The 20,842-nt window shown below is 61.1% G+C and carries 20 protein-coding genes; 2 read left to right on the top strand and 18 right to left on the bottom strand.

Translation table 11 applies throughout. From position 1 onward, the window contains the following. The first annotated feature begins 50 nt into the window (after positions 1–50). Entirely contained in the window at positions 51–515 is a 465-nt protein-coding gene (locus tag EFB14_RS25995) for a DUF5680 domain-containing protein (RefSeq protein WP_126829437.1), read from the top strand. A gap of 7 nt (positions 516–522) precedes the next feature. On the opposite strand, the gene EFB14_RS25990 is transcribed toward EFB14_RS25995, so the two are convergent. Genes EFB14_RS25990 through proS form a run of 3 tightly spaced genes read right to left on the bottom strand, consistent with a single transcriptional unit; the run spans position 523 to position 3,863 of the window. Then, the gene (locus EFB14_RS25990; RefSeq protein ID WP_125849192.1) at positions 523–1,206 is read right to left on the bottom strand and encodes an ABC transporter ATP-binding protein; all 684 of its coding nucleotides are present in this window, start codon (positions 1,204–1,206) and stop codon (positions 523–525) included. Positions 1,207–1,220: 14 nt separating this feature from the next. Then, the gene (locus tag EFB14_RS25985; protein ID WP_126829436.1) at positions 1,221–2,525 is read right to left on the bottom strand and encodes a lipoprotein-releasing ABC transporter permease subunit; all 1,305 of its coding nucleotides are present in this window, start codon (positions 2,523–2,525) and stop codon (positions 1,221–1,223) included. Positions 2,526–2,540: 15 nt separating this feature from the next. Continuing rightward, positions 2,541–3,863: a proline--tRNA ligase gene (proS, locus tag EFB14_RS25980; RefSeq protein ID WP_126829435.1), complete on the bottom strand. Its 1,323-nt coding sequence runs from the start codon at positions 3,861–3,863 to the stop codon at positions 2,541–2,543. On the opposite strand from proS, the gene EFB14_RS33040 reads away from it, so the two are divergent. Further along, positions 3,862–4,137 (top strand): hypothetical protein, encoded by a 276-nt coding sequence (locus EFB14_RS33040; protein WP_164737581.1) that lies wholly within the window; start codon positions 3,862–3,864, stop codon positions 4,135–4,137. The two genes, proS and EFB14_RS33040, sit on opposite strands and share 2 nt — an antisense overlap. Positions 4,138–4,452: 315 nt before the next feature. Here the strand turns inward: EFB14_RS33040 and EFB14_RS25975 are convergent, their stop codons facing one another. The 15 genes from EFB14_RS25975 to EFB14_RS25905 all read right to left on the bottom strand — a co-directional run bounded on the left by EFB14_RS25975 (position 4,453) and on the right by EFB14_RS25905 (position 20,838). After that, complete coding sequence (locus EFB14_RS25975) at positions 4,453–4,728, bottom strand: DUF1467 family protein (protein WP_125849187.1); 276 nt, start codon at positions 4,726–4,728, stop codon at positions 4,453–4,455. A gap of 116 nt (positions 4,729–4,844) precedes the next feature. Beyond that, the gene (mce, locus tag EFB14_RS25970) at positions 4,845–5,249 is read right to left on the bottom strand and encodes a methylmalonyl-CoA epimerase (protein ID WP_126829434.1); all 405 of its coding nucleotides are present in this window, start codon (positions 5,247–5,249) and stop codon (positions 4,845–4,847) included. 2 nt (positions 5,250–5,251) lie between these two features. After that, positions 5,252–6,922 (bottom strand): ribonuclease J, encoded by a 1,671-nt coding sequence (locus EFB14_RS25965; RefSeq protein ID WP_126829433.1) that lies wholly within the window; start codon positions 6,920–6,922, stop codon positions 5,252–5,254. Between the two features lie 17 nt (positions 6,923–6,939). Further along, positions 6,940–7,704 (bottom strand): biotin--[acetyl-CoA-carboxylase] ligase, encoded by a 765-nt coding sequence (locus EFB14_RS25960; protein WP_126829432.1) that lies wholly within the window; start codon positions 7,702–7,704, stop codon positions 6,940–6,942. After that, positions 7,704–9,149, bottom strand: coding sequence for an NADH-quinone oxidoreductase subunit NuoN (gene nuoN / locus EFB14_RS25955; RefSeq protein WP_125849182.1), 1,446 nt, complete (start codon positions 9,147–9,149; stop codon positions 7,704–7,706). Before nuoN ends, EFB14_RS25960 begins: the two co-directional genes overlap by 1 nt. Before the next feature lie 18 nt (positions 9,150–9,167). Then, on the bottom strand, positions 9,168–10,679 hold the full coding sequence (locus EFB14_RS25950) for an NADH-quinone oxidoreductase subunit M (protein WP_125849180.1): 1,512 nt from the start codon (positions 10,677–10,679) through the stop codon (positions 9,168–9,170). Continuing rightward, positions 10,679–12,679, bottom strand: a complete 2,001-nt coding sequence (gene nuoL / locus EFB14_RS25945; RefSeq protein ID WP_125849178.1) for an NADH-quinone oxidoreductase subunit L — start codon at positions 12,677–12,679, stop codon at positions 10,679–10,681. The genes EFB14_RS25950 and nuoL overlap by 1 nt, the downstream gene beginning before the upstream one ends. A 7-nt stretch (positions 12,680–12,686) precedes the next feature. Then, entirely contained in the window at positions 12,687–12,995 is a 309-nt protein-coding gene (nuoK, locus tag EFB14_RS25940; RefSeq protein ID WP_003547388.1) for an NADH-quinone oxidoreductase subunit NuoK, read from the bottom strand. A 23-nt stretch (positions 12,996–13,018) separates the two neighbouring features. Further along, positions 13,019–13,633 (bottom strand): NADH-quinone oxidoreductase subunit J, encoded by a 615-nt coding sequence (locus EFB14_RS25935; protein WP_125849176.1) that lies wholly within the window; start codon positions 13,631–13,633, stop codon positions 13,019–13,021. Between the two features lie 138 nt (positions 13,634–13,771). Then, positions 13,772–14,263 (bottom strand): NADH-quinone oxidoreductase subunit NuoI, encoded by a 492-nt coding sequence (gene nuoI / locus EFB14_RS25930; protein ID WP_008521873.1) that lies wholly within the window; start codon positions 14,261–14,263, stop codon positions 13,772–13,774. A gap of 40 nt (positions 14,264–14,303) precedes the next feature. Continuing rightward, on the bottom strand, positions 14,304–15,347 hold the full coding sequence (nuoH, locus tag EFB14_RS25925; protein ID WP_125849174.1) for an NADH-quinone oxidoreductase subunit NuoH: 1,044 nt from the start codon (positions 15,345–15,347) through the stop codon (positions 14,304–14,306). Positions 15,348–15,359: 12 nt separating this feature from the next. Then, positions 15,360–17,441 (bottom strand): NADH-quinone oxidoreductase subunit NuoG, encoded by a 2,082-nt coding sequence (nuoG, locus tag EFB14_RS25920; protein WP_125849172.1) that lies wholly within the window; start codon positions 17,439–17,441, stop codon positions 15,360–15,362. 226 nt (positions 17,442–17,667) lie between these two features. Continuing rightward, positions 17,668–18,354, bottom strand: coding sequence for a 5' DNA nuclease (locus EFB14_RS25915; RefSeq protein WP_126829431.1), 687 nt, complete (start codon positions 18,352–18,354; stop codon positions 17,668–17,670). Between the two features lie 2 nt (positions 18,355–18,356). Beyond that, complete coding sequence (gene nuoF, locus EFB14_RS25910; protein WP_125849168.1) at positions 18,357–19,661, bottom strand: NADH-quinone oxidoreductase subunit NuoF; 1,305 nt, start codon at positions 19,659–19,661, stop codon at positions 18,357–18,359. 10 nt (positions 19,662–19,671) lie between these two features. Further along, the gene (locus EFB14_RS25905) at positions 19,672–20,838 is read right to left on the bottom strand and encodes an NADH-quinone oxidoreductase subunit E (RefSeq protein ID WP_125849167.1); all 1,167 of its coding nucleotides are present in this window, start codon (positions 20,836–20,838) and stop codon (positions 19,672–19,674) included. Between the last annotated feature and the right edge of the window lie 4 nt (positions 20,839–20,842).

Below are 20,842 nucleotides of genomic sequence, written 5' to 3'. Positions count from 1 at the left end.
TTCCGATTTCCCTGCTATATCGCTACCAGATCAGTCAGGAGGAGACGGTAGTGCTCGACACCAGGATGCTGAACGAATTCATCGTAGAGGCCAAGGCCGCGACCTATGTCGGCGGTGGTGTGCCCCGCCTACCCTGCCGGCCGGGTGCTCACGATATCGGGTACGATCGCGGCGGCTGGCGCTATCTCGACAGCTATTTCGGCGGCACCGATTTTGCCGGACAGGAGGTGGTTTGGTTTGCCGACGAACCCGTCTGGGCGATGAACTATTTCGGCTGCGTCGTCGCGCCTGACCTCATCGATGGCAGCGCGGCCGGAGCGGTGATCAAGGCGGCGCTTTCAGCAATGTATCGCGAAGGCCGGTTTCTTGGCGGAATGGAATTCGAGCATGCGTTCGGCCGCTATATCGATCGCAGCGAAGGCGGTTGCGAGCGATTCAGCGGCAGCGAATGCATCATGGTCGACGGCCGAAAGGCCTATGCTCTCGATTATCGCGGCGGCCTGATCATCCCGTGACCGCCGCTCAGAAATCGACGATCTTGCCGTCGGAGATCGTCACGCGCCGATCCATGCGGCGGGCGAGCTCGTGATTGTGGGTGGCGATGAGGGCCGCAAGGCCGGACTGGCGCACCAGTGCCTCCAGCGCGTCGAAGACATAGCTTGCCGTTTCCGGGTCGAGATTGCCTGTGGGCTCGTCGGCAAGCAGCAAGGTCGGGGCATTGGCGACGGCGCGGGCGATTGCAACGCGTTGCTGTTCGCCGCCGGATAGCTCGCCCGGACGATGCGAGCCGCGATGGCCGATGCGCATGTAATCGAGAAGCTGACCTGCCCGCTCTCCGGCTTCCTTCCAGGAAAGCCCGGCGATCAGCTGCGGCATCATGATGTTTTCGAGCGCCGAGAATTCCGGCAGCAGATGGTGGAACTGGTAGACGAAGCCGATCTCGTTGCGGCGGATCGCGGTGCGTTTCTCGTCGCTAAGGCCGTCACAGGCATGCCCGTTGATGTTGACTTCACCGCCGTCTGGATGCTCCAGCAGGCCGGCAACGTGCAGCAGTGTCGACTTGCCGGTGCCAGAGGGAGCGACGAGAGCGACGATCTCGCCCTTCGACATCGAAAAATCCGCGCCCTTCAGGATCGAGAGCAGCGTATTGCCCTGCCCGTAATGGCGCTCGACGCCGGTAAGCTTGAGAACGACGTTGCGTTTCATGAAGGCGGCATTCCTTATTCGTAGCGCAGGGCCTGCACCGGATCGAGCCTGGAGGCGCGCCAGGCCGGGAAAATGGTCGCAATGAAGGAGAGTGTCAGCGCCATGACGACGATCGACATCGTTTCGCTGAAATCCATTTCGGCCGGCAGTTGGCTGAGGAAATAGACCTGCGGATTGAAGAGAACGGTGCCTGATACCCAGGAGAAGAATTGGCGGACGGATTCGATGTTGACGCAGACGAGAACACCGAGCAACACACCGCCAATGGTACCGACAATGCCGATCGCCGCCCCTGTCATGAAGAAGATGCGCATGATCGCGCCGGCGCTGGCGCCCATGGTGCGCAGAATGGCGATGTCGCTGCCCTTGTCCTTCACCAGCATGATGAGGCCGGAGATGATGTTCAGCGCCGCGACGAGCACGATCAGCGTCAGGATCATGAACATGACGTTGCGCTCGACCTGGAGTGCGGAGAAGAAGGTCTGGTTGCGCTGGCGCCAGTCGGTGAGGTTGATCTGGCGGCCGGCCGCCTCCACTACCTTGGGCCTCAGATTGTCTATATCGTCGGGGTTGTCGACGAAGAGTTCGATCGACTGCACCAACCCCTCGGCGTTGAAATAGAGCTGCGCCTCCTCCAGCGGCATGAAGATGATAGAGGAGTCGTATTCCGACATGCCGATCTGGAAGAGTCCGGAAATCTTGTAGGACTTGACGCGCGGGCTGACGCCCATTGGCGTAATATCACCATCTGGCGACGTCAGCGTAATAAGGTCGCCGACGCTAAGACCCAACTGGTCGGCCATGCGCGTGCCGATCAGCACGCCCTGGCCGGAGGCAAAGCCTACCATGTCGCCCGGTTTGATATTCTCAGAAACCGCTTTGAGCTTGGTCAGGTCCTCCGCGCGGACGCCGCGCACCAGCGCGCCGGTGCTGCCGCCCGCCTGGGCGGAGGCAAGTACCTGGCCCTCCACCAACGGCAGCGCCATCTTGACGCCGGGCACAGCGGCGAGCCTGCTGGCGAGGTCAGGATAATCGGTGAACGGGCCATCGGACGGTTGGACGACCATGTGGCCGTTGATGCCGAGGATGCGCGAGACGAGTTCGGTGCGGAAGCCGTTCATGACGGCCATGACGATGATCAGCGTCGCAACGCCGAGCATGATGCCGACGAAGGAGAAGCCAGCGATCACCGATATGAAGGCCTCCTTGCGGCGGGCGCGCAGATAGCGCCACGCCACGAGGCGTTCGAAGGTGGAAAATGGCCTGCCAGCCGGACCCAAGCCGGATTTTGAACTCCGGTCCACTGCTGCCTCTGCCATTTCGCCTCCGTTTCCTTAAGCCACGAACCTGTTGATCGCCGCTTCGATGGTCATCGTTTCGCGGGCGCCAGTCTTGCGGTCCTTCACTTCAACTTCGCCGTTCGCGACCGCGCGCGGGCCGGCGATGATCTGGACGGGCACGCCGATCAGGTCGGCGGTCGCGAATTTCGTGCCGGCCCGATCGTCGGTATCGTCATAGAGCACATCCTTGCCGGCCTTGGTCAGCGCGGCATAGATCAGTTCGCATGTATCGTCGCAGGCCTGATCGCCCGCCTTCATGTTGATCACCACGATATCGAAGGGCGCGACCGAAGCCGGCCAGATGATTCCGTTGTCGTCATGCGATGCTTCGATGATGGCGGGAACAAGGCGTGACGGGCCGATACCGTAGGAACCCATGTGAACGAAGTGTTCCTTGCCGTCAGGCCCCTGCACTTTCGCGCCCATCGGCTCGGAATATTTCGTGCCGAAATAGAAGATGTGGCCGACCTCGATTCCGCGCGCCGAAAGGCGATCGCCTTCGGGAACGGCGTTGAAAGCCGCCTCGTCGTGCATTTCCGAGGTCGCAGCATAAAGCGAAGTCCACTTGTCGAAGATCGCCTTCAGGCCCTCGACGCTGTCGAAATCGGTGCTCTCGGCGGGAATGTCGAAATCGACGAAGTCCTTGTGGCAGAAAACCTCGGACTCGCCGGTATCGGCGAGGATGATGAATTCATGGCTGAGATTGCCGCCGATCGGACCGGTATCGGCGCGCATCGGGATGGCGCGCAGGCCGAGCCGGTCGAATGTTCTGAGGTAGGCAGCAAACATCTTGTTATAGGAATGCTCCGCCCCTTCGCGTGTCAGATCGAAGGAATAGGCGTCCTTCATCATGAACTCGCGCGAACGCATGGTGCCGAAGCGCGGACGGATTTCGTCACGGAACTTCAGCTGGATGTGATAGAGATTGAGCGGCAGGTCCTTATAGGATTTGACGGAAGAGCGGAAAATATCCGTCACCATCTCCTCGTTCGTCGGGCCGTAGAGCATCGGCCGGTCCTGACGGTCCTTGATGCGCAGCATTTCCTTGCCATAGGCGTCGTAGCGGCCGCTTTCCTGCCAGAGCTCGGCCGACTGCAGGGTCGGCATGGAAAGCTCGATGGCGCCGGCGCGGTTCTGCTCCTGGCGGATAATGTTGTTGACCTTGTCCAGCACCTTCTTGCCCAACGGTAGCCAGGAATAGATGCCCTGCGACTGCTGACGGATCATGCCGGCGCGCAGCATCAGCCGATGGGAGACGATTTCCGCCTCCTTGGGGTTTTCCTTGAGGATGGGCATGAAAAAGCGGGACAGACGCATGGCGGATTCCGAGCAGTTGAGATCCCGCCGGCGAGCGGAATCGAAGACAATTGTTAATGTCGGGAGCGTTCATAGCCGCTTCGCGGCAGGAAGGAAACCCGCAACGGACGTTGGCAACCTCCCCGAAGCGCATGTTCGCACCCGCAAAATGAAAGGGCGTGAAAAAGCGCGTGTTTATAAGGACTTGAACGAAAATCTTGTCAACAGAAAAATTTTGCTAGGGTGTAGCAAAAATGCAAAAAAAGGTAATGACAAAGCCCAATGTTTGAGCTAGCTTTAGCTTACAAAACAGGCAGGGAAGTTAATTCTTGCCAAATTCGCGGTCAAGTCTTGGGAGGATCAGATCTTAGGCGCGCTCGTCGCAGCCCCGGCAACGGTTACAGATCACGCGATACTTAAAACAAGGCTTTTAGCCTTGTTTTTTTTTGGTTTTTTGGCTTCCATCTCATTCGAAAAACAAGCTGCCTTCCGTAAGGGGATGGGCCTTGTTCCGTTAGGCAAGCTCTTTGCCGCAAAAGCGTGACGCCAGTATGACAGAATTCGGCGTAGCGAATTTACATCTGCCCAAAGTTTGAGCAAAAGCTACCTCTTAGTAGAAGCTCGGCCCGAGTTGTGGAAGGGCATCGAAGCCCCAGCCGAAATAGGTGTCGGAAACATACCAGAGGCCGTAGATTGCAGCCGAAATCAGCGTCGTCAGCGAAAAGACGAAAGCCGCGCGAAACCGGGTGGGCGCGCTCGGAACGGTGCCAAGCACGATGTCATTATCCTCGGCCTGGGTGCGCAGCCCGATCGGCAGGACCGCAAAAAGCGTGAGCCACCAGATAATGAAATAGACGGCAAATCCCTGGAGAAAAATCTGAAGCATCATGTTTTCCGTTAATGCCACATCGGCACTTCCGCGTCCTTATACGGCGGAACGGCGGACAACTCAAAGCCGGCGGGAGGTTTAGCCCCTTTTGGGTCACTCTGCCGCAGCCCGGTTCAGGCCTGTTCGAGCTCGATCAGCGTGCCGAAGAAATCCTTCGGATGAAGAAACAGCACCGGCTTGCCATGCGCACCGGTCTTCGGCTGGCCGTCACCGAGCACCCTTGCGCCCGCCTCGACCAGCCGGTCGCGGGCGAGAAGGATGTCATCCACCTCGTAGCAGATATGGTGCATGCCCCCCGACGGGTTCTTTTCGAGGAAGGCCGCGATCGGGGAGGTGTCACCCAGTGGCTGCAGCAATTCGACCTTGGTGTTCGGCAATTCGACGAAAACGACGGTAACGCCGTGCTCCGGCAAAGCCTGTGGCGGCGACACCGCAGCTCCCAGCGTATCGCGATAGGCCGCCGTCGCCGCGGCAAGGTCGGGAACCGCGATGGCGATATGGTTCACCCGGCCGAGCATGGTCAGACCTTGGTGACAAACGCGGTGACGACAGGCTTCTTGCCCCAGGCCTGGTTCGCGGCCGCACGAACGGCGCGGCGCACGGCCTCCTGCAGCATGTCGAGATCCTTGCGGCGGGCGCGCGGAATGCTTTCGATGGCACCGATGGCCGCATCGTAAAGCGTATCCTCCATCTCGTCGCCCTCGTCGTCATAGACCGGCAGGCCGATCGAAACGAGATCGGGATCGCCGATGATGTCGTAGCGGGCGTCGAGCACGACGCTCACCGCGACATGGCCGACATAGGAGAGCTTCTTGCGCTCGCCGATACCCATCTCGTCAAAATCGCCGATCAGCGTGCCGTCCTTGTAGATGCGGCCATGCGGCGCCTCGCCGATCACCTCGACCGGCCCGGGAGCCAGCCGCAGGATGTCGCCGTTGCGCACGCGCGGCACGATCGCGATGCCGGATTGTTCGGCAAGTTCCTTATGGGCCGTCAGATGCGTCGCCTCGCCGTGCACGGGAACCACGACCTTCGGCCGTGTCCACTCGTACATTCGCTGCAACTCGTTGCGGCGCGGATGGCCGGAAACGTGGACCAGCGCCTCGGTATCCGTGATGATATGTACACCCTGCTCGACGAGACCGTTCTTGATGTCCTGGATCGCCTTCTCGTTGCCGGGAATAGCGCGCGAGGAAAACACCACGATATCGCCCGCGGCAAAGGCCACGTTGCGCATCTCGTCGCGGGAGAGCTTGGCAAGGGCTGCCCGCGGCTCGCCCTGGCTGCCCGTCAGGATGACGACGACCTTGTCGCGCGGGATATAGCCGTATTCCTCCTCGGAGATGAAGGGCTTCACCCCTTCCATCAGGCCGATATCCTGGGCCACGTCGACGACGCGCTTCAGCGAGCTGCCGAGCAGCAGCACTTCGCGGCCGGTTGCCTCGGCCGCCTCGGCCACGGTCCGGATACGCCCGACATTCGACGAGAAGGTGGTGATCGCCACCCTGCCCTCGGCATCCTCGATAATCTTGCGCAGACTTTCCGACACATCCTTCTCGGAGGGCGAAACACCGTCGCGCAGCGCATTGGTGGAATCGCACATCAGCGCCAGCACGCCCTCATCGCCGAGCTGGCGGAAACGTGTTTCGTCGGTCAGGGGACCGAGCGAAGGCTCATGGTCGATCTTCCAGTCGCCGGTATGGATGACATTGCCGACCGGTGTGCGGATCATCAGGGACATCGGCTCAGGGATCGAATGGTTGACGGCCACACCTTCGATGCTGAAGGGGCCCACATTAATCCTATCGCCCGCTTTGAACGGCGTCACCGGCACTTCGGCTGTTGTAGCCTTCTCGAAATTGCGCTTGGCTTCGAGCAGACCTGATGTAAAGCCGGAGGCATAAACCGGCACGTTGAGCCCGGGCCAGAGATCGGCGAGCGCCCCGTAATGATCTTCATGCGCATGGGTGATGATGATCGCCTTGAGGTTCTTGCGTTCGCTGGCGAGGAAACGGATATCGGGCAGCACGAGATCGACGCCCGGCAGGTCGGGTCCTGGAAACGTAACGCCGCAATCGACCATGATCCACTGGCGATGCTCGGGCGGGCCGTAGCCATAAAGAGTGAGATTCATGCCAATCTCGCCAACGCCGCCCAGAGGCAGGAAAACCAATTCGTCCTGTTTCGCCATAATTTTCGTTTTTTCCGCTATCCAAAAAACACATCGCCGGCAGCAATGGACATTATCCTGCCAGCGCCGGTATCGAGCATCAACAAGCCATTATCATCAATTCCGGCGAATTGTCCGGAAATCGACCGGTCCGGTAAATTGACCGTGATCTTTTCGCCGACGCCGCAAGCGATCTCGCGCCAGCGCGCCGTGATCTCGCCGACACCGCGGCCCTGATCCCATATATCAAGCACATCCGCCATCGCGGCGAAGAGGTGGGCGAAGAGCTCCTCCGGCGATGCCGCCGCCCCCTGCTGACGCAGGCAGGTGACGGGATAGAGCGGATTGTCAGGCATCTCCGAGATATTGATGCCGATGCCGACGATCAACGCATAGCGCCCGTCCGGCAACCCCTCGCCTTCGACGAGAATGCCGCAGGTCTTCTTTCTGCCGATCAGAATATCGTTCGGCCATTTGACCTCGAGTGGCTCGGCGCCCGGCGGCAGCACCCTGCGGATCGCCTGGTGCACGGCCACGGCAACCGCCAGCGGCAGCGAGCCAAGGCGCTCCATCGGCGCCGGGTCAATCAGGAGAAGAGAGGCGTAGAGATTGCCGCGCTCGGAAACCCAGAGCCTGCCGCGGCGACCGCGACCGCCGGTCTGTCTTTCAGCGGTCACCCAGAGGTTGCCGCCATCCCCCGCCCGAGCCCGGGCGAGGCATTCGCTGTTGGTGGACGATGTTTCCGACAGAGAATCGTGCCTGAAATCGCCGAGCGATATCCGGCGCCGTCCGTCGGAAGCCATCAAAAGAGCGTCGCTGCGGCAAGCTCGGCCGCGCCGCCGATCGGGCCGCCGATGAGGACATAGGCGGTGACGAAGAGACCGGAGAGGCCGAAGACCAGACGCAACGCGCCAGAGACACGGGCGAATTCGCCGGTCGCTTCATCGAACCACATCAGCTTGATGACACGCAGATAGTAGTAAGCGCCGACGACCGAGGCGAGAACGCCGATGATGGCGAGCGCATAGAGCTTGGCTTCGATGGCGGCGACGAAGACGAAGTACTTCGCGAAGAAGCCGGCAAGCGGCGGGATGCCGGCGAGCGAGAACATCAGCGCCGTCAGTACCACGGCCATGAACGGGTTCGTTGTGAAAAGACCGGCGAGATCGTTGACCTCCTCGACGACGGTGCCGTCCTTGCGGCGCATCGACATGATGATCGCAAAGGTGCCTAGCGTCATGACCATATAGATGACCATGTAAAGCATGACACCGGTAACGCCGGTCTGGTTGCCGGCTGCAAGGCCGACCAGCGCGTAGCCCATATGGCCGATCGAGGAATAGGCCATCAGTCGCTTGATGTTCTTCTGTCCGATCGCGGCAAACGAGCCGAGCAGCATCGAGGCGATCGAGATGAAGACGACGACCTGCTGCCAGTCCGCCAGAACCGGGTGGAAGGCGGTGATGACGATGCGGGTCATCATCGCCATTGCGGCAACCTTGGGCGCAGCAGCAAGGAAAGCGGTGACCGGCGTCGGTGCGCCTTCGTAAACATCCGGCGTCCACATGTGGAAGGGAACGGCCGAGATCTTGAAGGCGATGCCTGCGAGGATAAAGACCAGACCGAAGACGAGGCCGAGCGAACGCGTGCCTTCTACGGTCAGCGCCTGGGCGATCTCGGAGAAGTGGGTGTGGCCGGTAAAGCCGTAGACCAGCGACATGCCATAGAGCAGCATGCCGGAAGAGAGTGCGCCGAGAACGAAATATTTCAGACCGGCTTCGGTCGACTTCAGGCTGTCGCGATTGATCGCGGCGACGACGTAGAGTGCCAGCGACTGCAGTTCCAGCGCGAGATAGAGCGAGATCAGGTCGTTGGCCGAGATCATCAGCAGGATGCCGAGGGTCGCAAGCACCAGGAGAACCGGGAATTCGAACTTGTCGAGTTGGTTTTCCCTAGCGTGACCCATCGTCATGAACAGGGCGACCAGCGAACCGGTGAGCGCGACCAGCTTCATGAAGCGCGAGAAGCCGTCGGCCATGTAGACGCCGCCATAGGCAAGGCCTTCCGCAGGCACGAAGAGCAGCCACAGACCCGAGGCCAGGAGCAGGACGATGGCGAGACCGGTAACGACGGGGCCTGACCGCTCGCCCGAGAAGACGCCGACCATCAACAGGACAAGGGCGCCGACCGCGAGGATAAGCTCCGGCGCGGAAAGATGCAGACTGAGGAGAATTGTTTCAGCGGTCATGTCCGATAAGTCCCGTCATCAATTCATAGACAGCGCAATATTTTGCGCTGCGTGCACGGCGGCCGTGTAGTTGTTGACCAGCAGATCCACCGAGGCGGCCGTCGCATCGAAGACCGGAGCGGGGTAAACGCCGAAGAAGATGGTGAGCGCGACCAGCGGATAGAGGATCAGTTGCTCGCGTGGCGAAAGATCGAGCAACGCCTTCAGCTTTTCCTTCTCCAGCGCGCCGAAGATCACCCGGCGGTAAAGCCAGAGCGCGTAGGCGGCCGAGAGGATGACGCCGGTGGCGGCAAAGAGCGCGACCCAGGTATTGACCCGGAAGACGCCGATCAGCGTCAGGAATTCGCCGATGAAGCCCGACGTGCCGGGAAGCCCGACATTGGCCATGGTGAAGACCATCATCGCGACGGCATATTTCGGCATGTTGTTGACGAGGCCGCCATAGGCGTTGATCTCGCGAGTGTGGGTGCGGTCGTAGACGACGCCGACGCAGAGGAAGAGAGCGCCGGAGACGATGCCGTGCGACAGCATCTGGAAGATCGAACCCTGAACGCCCTGCATGTTGGCGGCAAAGATGCCCATGGTCACGTAGCCCATGTGCGCTACGGAGGAATAGGCGATCAGCTTCTTGATGTCGTCCTGCATCATCGCCACCAGGGAGGTGTAGATGATGGCGATGACGGACATGGCGAAGACGAGCGGCGCGAAATAATCGGACGCGACCGGGAACATGCCGAGCGAGAAGCGGATGAGGCCATAGCCGCCGAGCTTCAGGAGCACGCCGGCCAGGATCACCGAACCTGCCGTCGGCGCCTGAACGTGGGCGTCCGGAAGCCAGGTATGGACCGGCCACATCGGCATCTTCACAGCGAAGGAGGCGAAGAAGGCAAGCCATAACCAGGTCTGCAGCGCCGGCGGGAACTTGTAAGCGAGCAGCGCGGTAATGTCGGTCGTGCCGGCCTGCCAGTACATCGCCATAATGGCGAGCAGCATCAGAACCGAGCCGAGCAGCGTGTAGAGAAAGAACTTGTAGCTTGCATAGACGCGGTCCTTGCCGCCCCAGACGCCGATGATCAGGAACATCGGAATGAGGCCCGCTTCGAAGAAGACGTAGAAGAGCACGATATCGAGCGAGACGAAGACGCCGATCATCATCGTTTCCAAGATGAGGAAGGCGATCATATATTCCTTCAGGCGCTTCTCGATCGAGAGCCAGCTCGCCAGCACGCAGAAGGGCATGAGGAAGGTCGAGAGGATGACGAACAGCATCGAGATGCCATCGACGCCGACATGGTAGCCGATGCCGGTGCCGAGCCAGTCACGCTTCTCGAGCATCTGGAAGCCCGGGTTCGCATTGTCGAAGCCGGTCCAGATGAAGAGCGAAACGACGAAGGTAAAGACGGTGGTGATCAGCGAGATCCACAGCACGTTCTTCCGGCCGGCTTCGCTCTCGCCGTTCATCAGCAACAGGAGCACGACGCCGACGAGCGGCAGGAAGGTGACCGTTGAAAGAATGGGCCAATCGGTCATCAGAAGGAACTCCCGAGCATCATCCAGGTAACAAGCGCCGCAATGCCGATCAGCATGGCGAAGGCATAGTGATAGAGGTAACCGGTCTGCAGGCGGACCACGCGATCGGTGACGGCGACGACGCGGGCGGCGACGCCGTTCGGGCCGTAGGTATCGATGACGCCGACGTCACCCTTCTTCCACAGGAAGCGACCGAGAGCCCTTGCAGTGCGGACGAAGAGGAAGTCGTAAAGCTCGTCGAAGTACCACTTGTTCAGCAGGAACTGGTAGAGCACGCGGTGCTGCTGCGCGAGGATGCGCGGCGTCTGCGGCGAGCGGATATACATATACCAGGCGGTGACGAAGCCGAGCACCATGGCGATGAAGGGGCTCAGGCCCACGAGCGCCGGAACATGGTGGAACTGCTCGACGAGCTCGTTCTCGGCGCCGGTGAAGAGCGCGCCCTTCCAGAACTCGGCATATTCCTCGCCGTAGAAGCGTCCTTCGAAGAAATAGCCCGCAAGCACTGCACCGATCGCAAGGAGATAGAGCGGCACCAGCATGACCTGCGGCGACTCGTGGACGTGGTGCATGACCTCATGCGAGGCGCGCGGCTTGCCGAAGAAGGTCATGAAGATCAGGCGCCAGGAATAGAAGCTCGTAAACAGAGCCGCGATGACCAGCAGCGAGAAGGCGAAGCCCGAAACCGGCGAATGCGATGCGTAGGTCGCCTCGATGATCACGTCCTTGGAGAAGAAGCCGGCAAAGCCGATCGGCGTAAAGGGAATGCCGACGCCGGTAATCGCAAGCGTGCCGATGATCATCATACGGAACGTCCACTTAATGTGCGGACGCAGGCCGCCCATATAGCGCATGTCCTGCTCGCCATCGACAGCGTGGATGACCGAGCCGGCGCAGAGGAAGAGCAGCGCCTTAAAAAAGGCATGCGTGAAGAGATGGAAGATCGCCGCGCCATAGGCCCCTACCCCGAGCGCCACGAACATGTAGCCGAGCTGCGAGCAGGTGGAATAGGCGATGACGCGCTTGATGTCGTTCTGCACCAGGCCAACGGTCGCCGCGAAGAAGGCGGTGATCGCGCCGATCACGGTGACGACGACGAGGGCGTCCGGCGACAGTTCGAAGAGCGGCGACATACGGGCGACGAGGAAGACGCCGGCGGTGACCATGGTGGCGGCATGGATGAGCGCCGAGACCGGGGTCGGGCCTTCCATGGCGTCAGGCAGCCAGGTGTGGAGCAGGAACTGCGCCGACTTGCCCATCGCGCCCATGAAGAGCAGCAGGCAGATGCCGGTCAGCGCGTGCGCCTTGTCGAGCTGCATGCCGAAGAGGTTGAGGATCACCTCGCTCGCCTCGCTGCCGCCTTCATGCGGGGCGAAGTTCGAAGCATTGGCGAAGATCGTGTCGAGATTGATCGAGCCGAACAGCACGAAGACGCCGGCAATGCCGAGCACGAAGCCGAAGTCGCCCACACGGTTGACGATGAAGGCCTTCATCGCCGCAGCCGTCGCGGACGGCTTCTTGTACCAGAAGCCGATCAAGAGATAGGAGGCGAGACCGACGCCTTCCCAGCCGAAGAACATCTGGCCGAGATTGTCCGAGGTCACCAGCATCAGCATGGCGAAGGTGAAGAGCGAGAGATAAGCGAAAAAGCGCGGGCGATGCGGATCGGTGTGCATGTAGCCGATCGAATAGACATGCACCAGCGTCGAGACCGTATTGACGACGATCAGCATGACCGAGGTCAGCGTATCCACGCGCAGCGACCAGGAGACGTCAATGCCGCCGGACTGGATCCAGCGCAGCACCTCGACCTTGATCGGGCCGCCTTCGAGGTGGCCCATGCCGACGTTGAAGAAAACGATCCAGGACAGGATGGCCGCAATGATCATCAGGCCGCTGGTGACATATTCCGAAGCCTTGGCGCCGATCGCGCGGCCGAACAGGCCGGCGATGATCGCGCCGATCAAGGGAAGAAAGACGATAGCCTTATAGAGGAACATGAGCCACTCAGCCCTTCATCATATTGACGTCTTCGACCGCGATCGAGCCGCGGTTGCGGTAGAAGACAACGAGAATTGCAAGACCGATCGCCGCCTCGGCAGCCGCGACCGTCAGGATGAACAGCGCGAAGACCTGGCCGACGATATCGTTCAGGAAGGAGGAGAAGGCGACCATGTTGATGTTGACGGCAAGCAGGATCAGTTCGATCGACATCAGGATGACGATGACGTTCTTCCGGTTCAGGAAGATACCGAAGACGCCGAGCGTGAAGAGGATGGCGCTGACCGTCAGGTAATGGGAAAGTCCGATGACCATGTTCTTTGTTCCTTGACCTGCCTTTAGACGCCCTGCCCGGGCTTGACCGAAACCACCTCGACGGCGGTGGCGGGCGTGCGGGCAACCTGTCTGGAAATATTCTGCCGCTTGATGTTGGTGCGGTGCCTCAGCGTCAGAACGATCGCGCCGATCATGGCTACCAGGAGCACCAGGCCGGCGATCTGGAAGAAGTAGACGTAGTTGGTGTAGAGAACGTCGCCGAGAGCGGCCGTATTCGTGCGCTCGCTGAGCGCCGGGATCGGCATGGCAACGGTCTTTGCGATCTCAGGCGAGATGACGCTGCCGCCGATGACGACGATCAGCTCGGCTGCGAGGATGACCCCGATCAGGCCGCCGATGGGCGCATATTCGAGAACACCGGCGCGAAGCTCGGTGAAGTCGATGTCGAGCATCATCACCACGAAGAGGAAGAGAACCGCGACGGCACCGACATAGACGACGAGCAGGATCATCGCCAGGAATTCGGCGCCGAGCAGCAGGAAGAGGCCGGCGGCATTGAAGAACACCAGGATCAGGAACAGAACCGAGTGAACCGGGTTCTTCGCCCAGATAACCATGAACGCCGACGCCACCGCGACAAAGGCGAAAAGATAGAAAAATAGAGCCTGCAGACCCATGTTGGTGCCTTTTTCATCTTCCCCCGGGCAGCCGGGAGTTTCCCTGCCCGATAGAGCTTTTCACGGCGCTAACCGGCAAAGCTCCTGTGCATATTGACCGCGACGCCTAGGCGCTCTCGCGGCATTTCAAAATCTCAATCAGCGGTACGGCGAGTCGATCGCGATGTTGCGTGCGATTTCGCGCTCCCATCGGTCTCCGTTATCCAGAAGCCGCGCCTTGTCGAAATAGAGTTCTTCGCGAGTTTCAGTCGCAAATTCGAAATTCGGCCCTTCGACGATCGCGTCCACCGGGCAGGCTTCCTGGCAGAAGCCGCAATAGATGCACTTCACCATGTCGATGTCGTAACGCACCGTGCGGCGCGTGCCGTCGTTGCGGCGCGGACCGGCCTCGATGGTGATCGCCTGGGCAGGACAGATCGCCTCGCAGAGCTTGCAGGCGATGCAGCGTTCCTCGCCGTTCGGGTAACGGCGCAACGCATGCTCGCCGCGGAAACGCGGAGAAACCGGCCCCTTTTCGAAGGGATAGTTGATCGTCGCCTTCTGGCGGAAGAAATAACGCATCGACAAGAAGAAGGCGCCGACGAATTCCTTGAGAAACAGCGAGTTGATGGAGCTGGACAAGCTTGCCATCTTCAACCTCCAATTTTGCCGGAAACGAGAGCGGACATGATCATGCCCAACCCATCAGTTTCAGCACGAATGCAACGATGACGACCATGGCGAGCGACAGCGGCAGGAAAACCTTCCAGCCGAGGCGCATGAGCTGGTCGTAGCGGTAGCGCGGAACGAAAGCCTTGACCATCGCGAACATGAAGAACACCAGGCAGGCCTTCAGTGTGAACCAGATGATGCCCGGAACCCAGTTGAGGATCCAGATATCGACCGGAGGCAGCCAGCCGCCCAGGAAGAGGATCGTCGTCAGCGCGCACATCAGGCAGACGGCCGCATATTCGCCCAGCATGAACATCATGTATGGCGAGGAGCCGTATTCGACCATGAAGCCGGCGACGAGTTCCGATTCGGCTTCCGGAAGGTCGAAGGGCGGACGGTTCGTCTCGGCGAGCGCCGAAATGAAGAAGACGATGAACATCGGGAAGAGCGACAGCCAATGCCAGTCGAGGAACGACGCCGGCAGGCCGAGCATGGTGCCGAGGCCGGTATGCTGCGCATTGACGATATCGGTCAGGTTCAGCGAACCGACGCAGAGAAGCACGGTGACGATGACGAAGCCGATCGAGACTTCATAGGACACCATCTGCGCGGCCGAACGCAGCGCGCCGAGGAACGGATACTTCGAGTTCGAAGCCCAGCCGCCCATGATGATGCCGTAAACTTCGAGCGACGAGATCGCGAAGATATAGAGGATACCGACATTGATGTTGGCGATCACCCATCCGTCGGCGAGCGGCACGACCGCCCAGGTGGAGAGCGCCAGAAGCACTGTTACCAGCGGGGCAAGCAGGAAGACAGCCTTGTTGGCGCCGGCCGGAATGATCGGCTCCTTGAAGACGAACTTCAGAAGGTCGGCGAAGGACTGGAACAGGCCGAAGGGACCGACGACGTTCGGGCCGCGGCGCAGCTGCACTGCCGCCCAGATCTTGCGGTCGGCGAGCAGCACGTAGGCGATGAAGACGAGCAGGCAGACGAGAAGCAGCAGCGACTGACCGATCATGATGATCGCCGGCCAGACATAGGTTGAAAAGAAAGAATCCATAGTCCCCTGCCCTTACTCTGCCGCGACTTTGAAGTTGTTGCGGGCCAATGCCGAGCACTCGGCCATGACAGCCGAGGCGCGCGCTATCGGGTTCGTCAAATAGAAGTCTTTCACCGGCGACGCAAACCCTGACTTGTTCATCTTGCCGGCTTTTTTCGCGACTGCGGCAATTTGGGCGCTATCGGTTTCGGCGATCTCGTCGATGGCGGCGAAATGCGGGAAAGCGGCATAGAGCCTTGCGCGCAATTCGCTCAGCGAATCAAACGGAAGCTTCTTGCCGAGCACGTCGGAAAGAGCGCGGATGATCGCCCAGTCCTCGCGGGCATCGCCCGGCGCAAAGCCTGCGCGGTTGCCCATCTGAACGCGGCCTTCGGTGTTGACCCAGGTGCCGGACTTTTCGGTGTAAGCTGCGGCCGGCAAGATGACGTCGGCGTGGTGCGCGCCGTTGTCGCCATGCGAACCGATATAGACGGTGAGCTTGGCCTTCTTGGCGGTAAAATCGAGTTCGTCGGCGCCGAGCAGGAAGAGCACGTCCATCGCCGTCAGCATCTCGGCGGCATTGACGCCCTTGGCGCCCGGCACGAAGCCGAGGTCGAGGCCGCCGACGCGCGAGGCAGCGGTGTGAAGGACAGCAAAACCGTTCCAGCCTTCAACGACCGCGCCGACCGAACCGGCAAGCTTGGCAGCGCTTGCGAGAACGCCGGCGCCGTCGGTGCGCGACAGCGCGCCCTGGCCGATGATGATCATCGGCTTTGCCGCATTCTTCAGGACATCCGCGAAGCCGTGGGTGCCGTCGACCAGATCCTTCAATGTGTCGGGACCGCCGCCGAGGTAATCATAGCTGTAGCGCAGCTCGCCCGGCTCACCGATCACGCCGATCGGGAACTTGCCGCGGCGCCAGCGCTTGCGGATGCGGGCGTTGAGGATCGCCGCTTCGAAGCGCGGATTGGCGCCGATGATCAGCAGTGCGTCTGCCTGGTCGATGCCTGCGATGGTCGGGTTGAAGAGGTAGCTCGCACGGCCAAGCGACGGATCGAGTGCCGTCCCATCCTGGCGACAGTCGAGGTTCTCCGAGCCCAGCGACTTCACCAGCTCCGAGAGCGCATACATTTCCTCGACGGAAGCGAGATCGCCTGATATCGCGCCGATCCTGTCGCCGGAGGTGGCGCTGACGGCTGCCTTGATGGCAGCGAAGGCCTCCGCCCAGGTGGCGGGCTGCAGGCGACCGTCGCGGCGGACATAGGGCCGGTCGAGGCGCTGGGTCTTCAGGCCGTCCCAGATGAAGCGGCTCTTGTCGGAGATCCACTCCTCGTTGATCGCTTCGTTGACGCGCGGCAGGATGCGCATGACCTCGCGGCCACGGGTGTCGACGCGGATCGCCGAACCGACGGCATCCATGACGTCGATCGATTCGGTCTTGTTCAATTCCCAGGGACGCGCGGTGAAGGCGAAGGGCTTGGAGGTGAGCGCGCCGACCGGGCAAAGATCGACAACGTTACCCTGCAGCTCGGAGGTCATCGCCTGCTCGAGATAGGTGGTGATCTCGGCATCTTCGCCACGGCCGATCAGGCCGAGTTCGGAAATGCCGGCAACTTCTGTGGTGAAGCGGACGCAACGCGTGCAATGGATGCAGCGGTTCATCACTGTCTTGACGAGCGGGCCGATATACTTGTCCTCGACGGCGCGCTTGTCTTCCTGATAGCGCGAGGTGTCGATGCCGAAGGTCATCGCCTGGTCCTGCAGGTCGCATTCGCCGCCCTGGTCGCAGATCGGGCAATCGAGCGGATGGTTGATGAGCAGAAATTCCATCACCCCTTCGCGGGCCTTCTTGACCATCGGCGTATTGGTGAAGACCTCCGGCAGTTCGCCGTTCGGGCCGCCGCGAATGTCGCGAACGCTCATGGCGCAGGAGGCCTGCGGCTTCGGCGGGCCGCCCTTCACTTCGACGAGGCACATGCGGCAGTTACCGGCAACGGACAGGCGCTCGTGGAAGCAGAAGCGCGGAACCTCGGCGCCAGCGTCTTCACACGCCTGCAACAGCGTGAAATGATCCGGAACTTCGATCTCGTTTCCGTCAATCTTCAGTTTTGCCATCGTCGCTCAGTCCTGTTTCCCGTTTGCCTGAAGACGGCAAACAAACCTATTTTTGCAACATCATCATTGCCAAGCCGGATCTTTCGTCCTGCCGACAGCTGATGTCGCCGAAATTCTCTGTCGCGCGTTCCAGACCCGGAACCCGCTCGGCATCTGCAGCTTGAGGCCCCCGCCCGTACGCCGATCTGCCCATCTTTCCGGCCGCTTGATACGGCCGGACACTTTATCATTTCTTCCTGCGACCCCGCGTCGCGAGAATTTTTGCCTGGCCGGTCCAGTCGTCACGTCCGATACGGCCGTTGAAACCGAGTTCGGCGTCGAGCCGAGCGATTTCCTCGTCGCTCCAGCCGGCGATCTCGGCAAAGCTGCGAATGCCCTTGGCGTTCAACACCTGCTCAAGCTTCGGGCCGATGCCGGCGATCAGCTTCAGATCGTCAGCCTTCGCCGTGCGCGTAACCGGCTTCGCTTTTGCGGCCGGCGCCGGCTTGGTGGCGGGCATCGGCGCGCTGACCGGCACAACGACCGTCAGTTTTGGCCTTGCCTTCTTCTCGACAACCCGCTTGCTTTCGGCCGCAGGCTTCGCGACAGCCTTGACGGCCGGGCGAATATTCACCGGCCGAACGTCGACGTCGGCCGTCGGCTCGTCCGGCGGCGTATCATCGAGGGCAGCGGCGAGCTTGCCTGTGGTTTCCAGGGCGCTCTGGAAGGCGCCGAAGAAGGCGCCAGCCATCTGGGTCGAGAGACCAACACCAATCGCGGTTGCGGCGGCAAAAGCTGCAGCGGGATGCGCCATCAGCGGATGCACCGGCATCGCCCGTGCATTTTCCAGCATCTCGGCGGCAAGCCGGCCGAAGCCGGCCGCGAAATCGGCAGCCTCTTCCTTCTTCCTGCCATCAGATGCCTTGTCCACCATGATTACTCAGCCGCCTCCAGAACCGCGCCGTGATCGAGCGCGCTTGCCGTATACTGGTCGATGCGCTTTTCGATCTCGGGGCGGAAGTTACGGATCAGACCCTGCACCGGCCATGCGGCGGCGTCGCCGAGCGCACAGATGGTGTGGCCTTCGATCTGCTTCGTCACCTGGAACAGCATGTCGATTTCGCGCTTCTGGGCATTGCCCTTGGCCATGCGCTCCATCACGCGCCACATCCAGCCCGTGCCTTCGCGGCAGGGCGTGCACTGGCCGCAGCTCTCGTGCTTGAAGAAGGCCGAGATACGGGCAATTGCCTTGATAACGTCGGTGGACTTGTCCATGACGATTGCGGCGGCCGTGCCGAAGGAGGAGCCGACGCCGCGCAGGCCGTCGAAATCCATCGGGCAGTCGATAATGTCCTTGGCCGGAACGATCGGGCAGGATGCGCCGCCCGGAATGACGGCGAGCAGGTTGTCCCAGCCGCCGCGGATGCCGCCGGCGTGGCGATCGACCAGCTCACGGAAGGTGATGCCCATTTCCTCTTCGACCGTGCACGGCTTGTTGACGTGGCCGGAGAGCATGAACAGCTTGGTGCCGACATTGTTCGGGCGACCGATGGCCGAGAACCAGCCGGCGCCGCGGCGCAGGATCGTCGGTGCAACAGCAATCGATTCGACGTTGTTGACCGTCGTCGGGCAGCCGTAGAGACCCATATTGGCCGGGAATGGCGGCTTCAGGCGCGGCTGGCCCTTCTTGCCTTCGAGGCTTTCGAGCAGCGCGGTTTCTTCGCCGCAAATATAGGCGCCGGCGCCGTGATGGACGTAGATGTCCATGTCCCAGCCGAGCTTGTTGTTCTTGCCGAGCAGACCGTAATCATAGCACTCGTCGATCGCCGCCTGCAGCGCTTCGCGCTCTCTTATATATTCGCCGCGCACGTAGATGTAGGCCGCATTGGCGCCCATGGCGAAGCTTGCGATGACGCAGCCTTCGATCAGCGTATGCGGATCGTGGCGCATGATGTCGCGGTCCTTGCAGGTACCGGGCTCGGATTCGTCGGCGTTGACGACGAGATAATGCGGGCGGCCGTCGCTTTCCTTCGGCATGAAGGACCATTTGAGACCGGTGGGGAAGCCGGCGCCACCGCGACCGCGAAGGCCGGATGCCTTCATCTCGTTGATGATCCAGTCGCGGCCTTTTTCGAGGATGTGCTTGGTGCCGTCCCAGTGGCCGCGGCTCATCGCGCCCTTCAGGGATTTGTCCTTGAGGCCGTAGATGTTGGTAAAGATGCGGTCTTTATCTTGTAACATGCTTCACCTCTTACCGCGGCTTCTTGCCGAAGACCTTGATATATTCCGCTTCACCGCCCTTGGCGAGCGCCTTGGCCTGCTTGACCCAGTCGTCTCGCTCGATGCGGCCGCGGAAATTCAGGTAGCCATCGACCCATTCGCGCTCGGCCTTCTTCCAGCCTGCGACTTGTGCGAAGGTGAAGATGCCGATTTCGTTCAACGTCGCCTCGATCTTCGGACCGACGCCTGAAATCATCTTCAGATCATCCGGCGCAGCCGGCTTCTCGATGCCGGACGGACGGTTCTTGTCGGTCAGGCTGGGCTTTGCCGCCGGAGCTGCTTCCGCCTTGACCGCAGCCGCAGGCGCTGGTTCCGCAAGCGCGGTGCCGGAGATCGGCTGCTCCTGGGCAGCCTTTGCGTTCTTCGCCGCAGCCTTCGGCGCCGTTGCCGGCGTCTTCAGGGCGGCATTGGTTTCCGCGTCAGTGCTCTTCGGGCGGGCAGCCTCGGAGGGCGGAACCGGAGCGCCGTCGACAGGAGCCGAAATGGCTTCGGCATCCGTCTTCTTGGCGCGCGTCCTTGCCTTCGGCTCTTCCGTCGTCAGCGAGGTCGGCCCGCCTTCAGGTGCCGAGAATATCCGGTCGATCTGGGTGCCGGGCTTGACGCTTGCGCCGTTCCCGGCGGCAAAGGCGTCGATGATCTCTTCGAGACGCTCGGGCGTCAGGTCCTCGTAGGTGTCCTTGCCGATCATCACCATCGGGGCGTTGACGCAGGCCCCGAGACATTCGACCTCTTCCCAGGACAGCGTGCCTTCGGCATTGCGCTCGAAGGTATGGGCATGGATCTTGCTCTTGCAGACCGACATCAGCGCTTCCGAGCCCCGTAGCATGCAAGGCGTCGTGCCGCAGACCTGGACGTGGGCGCGTGTTCCCACAGGATGCAGCTGGAACTGCGTGTAGAAGGTCGCGACCTCGAGCACTCTTATGTAGGCCATATCCAGCATGTCGGCGATTTTCTCGATCGCCGCGCGCGTGACCCAGCCGTCCTGCTCCTGCGCCCGCATCAACAGCGGAATGACCGCCGATTGCTGGCGGCCGGCGGGGTATTTCTGGATCGTCTTGTCCGCCCAGACCGCATTCTCATCGCTGAATGCGAATGCGGCAGGCTGAAATTGATCTTCGGCTAATCGACGAACGGACATTCTT

The sequence above is a fragment of the Rhizobium fabae genome, from assembly GCF_003985135.1.
Classification (GTDB): Bacteria; Pseudomonadota; Alphaproteobacteria; order Rhizobiales; family Rhizobiaceae; genus Rhizobium; species Rhizobium pisi.
Note: the sequence above shows the minus strand (reverse complement) of the source record. Positions and strands in the feature narration are given on the sequence as shown.

Coding starts and splice junctions, on each gene's coding strand:
- EFB14_RS25975 (WP_125849187.1), bottom strand. CDS start 4,728: ATGCTTCAGATTTTTCTCCAGGGATTTGCCGTCTATTTCATTATCTGG.
- EFB14_RS25935 (WP_125849176.1), bottom strand. CDS start 13,633: ATGGGTCTGCAGGCTCTATTTTTCTATCTTTTCGCCTTTGTCGCGGTG.
- EFB14_RS25960 (WP_126829432.1), bottom strand. CDS start 7,704: ATGGCTTCCGACGGACGGCGCCGGATATCGCTCGGCGATTTCAGGCAC.
- nuoK (WP_003547388.1), bottom strand. CDS start 12,995: ATGGTCATCGGACTTTCCCATTACCTGACGGTCAGCGCCATCCTCTTC.
- proS (WP_126829435.1), bottom strand. CDS start 3,863: ATGCGTCTGTCCCGCTTTTTCATGCCCATCCTCAAGGAAAACCCCAAG.
- EFB14_RS25985 (WP_126829436.1), bottom strand. CDS start 2,525: ATGGCAGAGGCAGCAGTGGACCGGAGTTCAAAATCCGGCTTGGGTCCG.
- nuoN (WP_125849182.1), bottom strand. CDS start 9,149: ATGACCGCTGAAACAATTCTCCTCAGTCTGCATCTTTCCGCGCCGGAG.
- EFB14_RS25965 (WP_126829433.1), bottom strand. CDS start 6,922: ATGGCGAAACAGGACGAATTGGTTTTCCTGCCTCTGGGCGGCGTTGGC.
- nuoG (WP_125849172.1), bottom strand. CDS start 17,441: ATGGCAAAACTGAAGATTGACGGAAACGAGATCGAAGTTCCGGATCAT.
- EFB14_RS33040 (WP_164737581.1), top strand. CDS start 3,862: ATGGCGGATTCCGAGCAGTTGAGATCCCGCCGGCGAGCGGAATCGAAG.
- nuoF (WP_125849168.1), bottom strand. CDS start 19,661: ATGTTACAAGATAAAGACCGCATCTTTACCAACATCTACGGCCTCAAG.
- nuoL (WP_125849178.1), bottom strand. CDS start 12,679: ATGTTCCTCTATAAGGCTATCGTCTTTCTTCCCTTGATCGGCGCGATC.
- nuoH (WP_125849174.1), bottom strand. CDS start 15,347: ATGGATTCTTTCTTTTCAACCTATGTCTGGCCGGCGATCATCATGATC.
- nuoI (WP_008521873.1), bottom strand. CDS start 14,263: ATGGCAAGCTTGTCCAGCTCCATCAACTCGCTGTTTCTCAAGGAATTC.
- EFB14_RS25990 (WP_125849192.1), bottom strand. CDS start 1,206: ATGAAACGCAACGTCGTTCTCAAGCTTACCGGCGTCGAGCGCCATTAC.
- EFB14_RS25915 (WP_126829431.1), bottom strand. CDS start 18,354: ATGGTGGACAAGGCATCTGATGGCAGGAAGAAGGAAGAGGCTGCCGAT.
- mce (WP_126829434.1), bottom strand. CDS start 5,249: ATGCTCGGCCGGGTGAACCATATCGCCATCGCGGTTCCCGACCTTGCC.
- EFB14_RS25905 (WP_125849167.1), bottom strand. CDS start 20,838: ATGTCCGTTCGTCGATTAGCCGAAGATCAATTTCAGCCTGCCGCATTC.
- EFB14_RS25950 (WP_125849180.1), bottom strand. CDS start 10,679: ATGACCGATTGGCCCATTCTTTCAACGGTCACCTTCCTGCCGCTCGTC.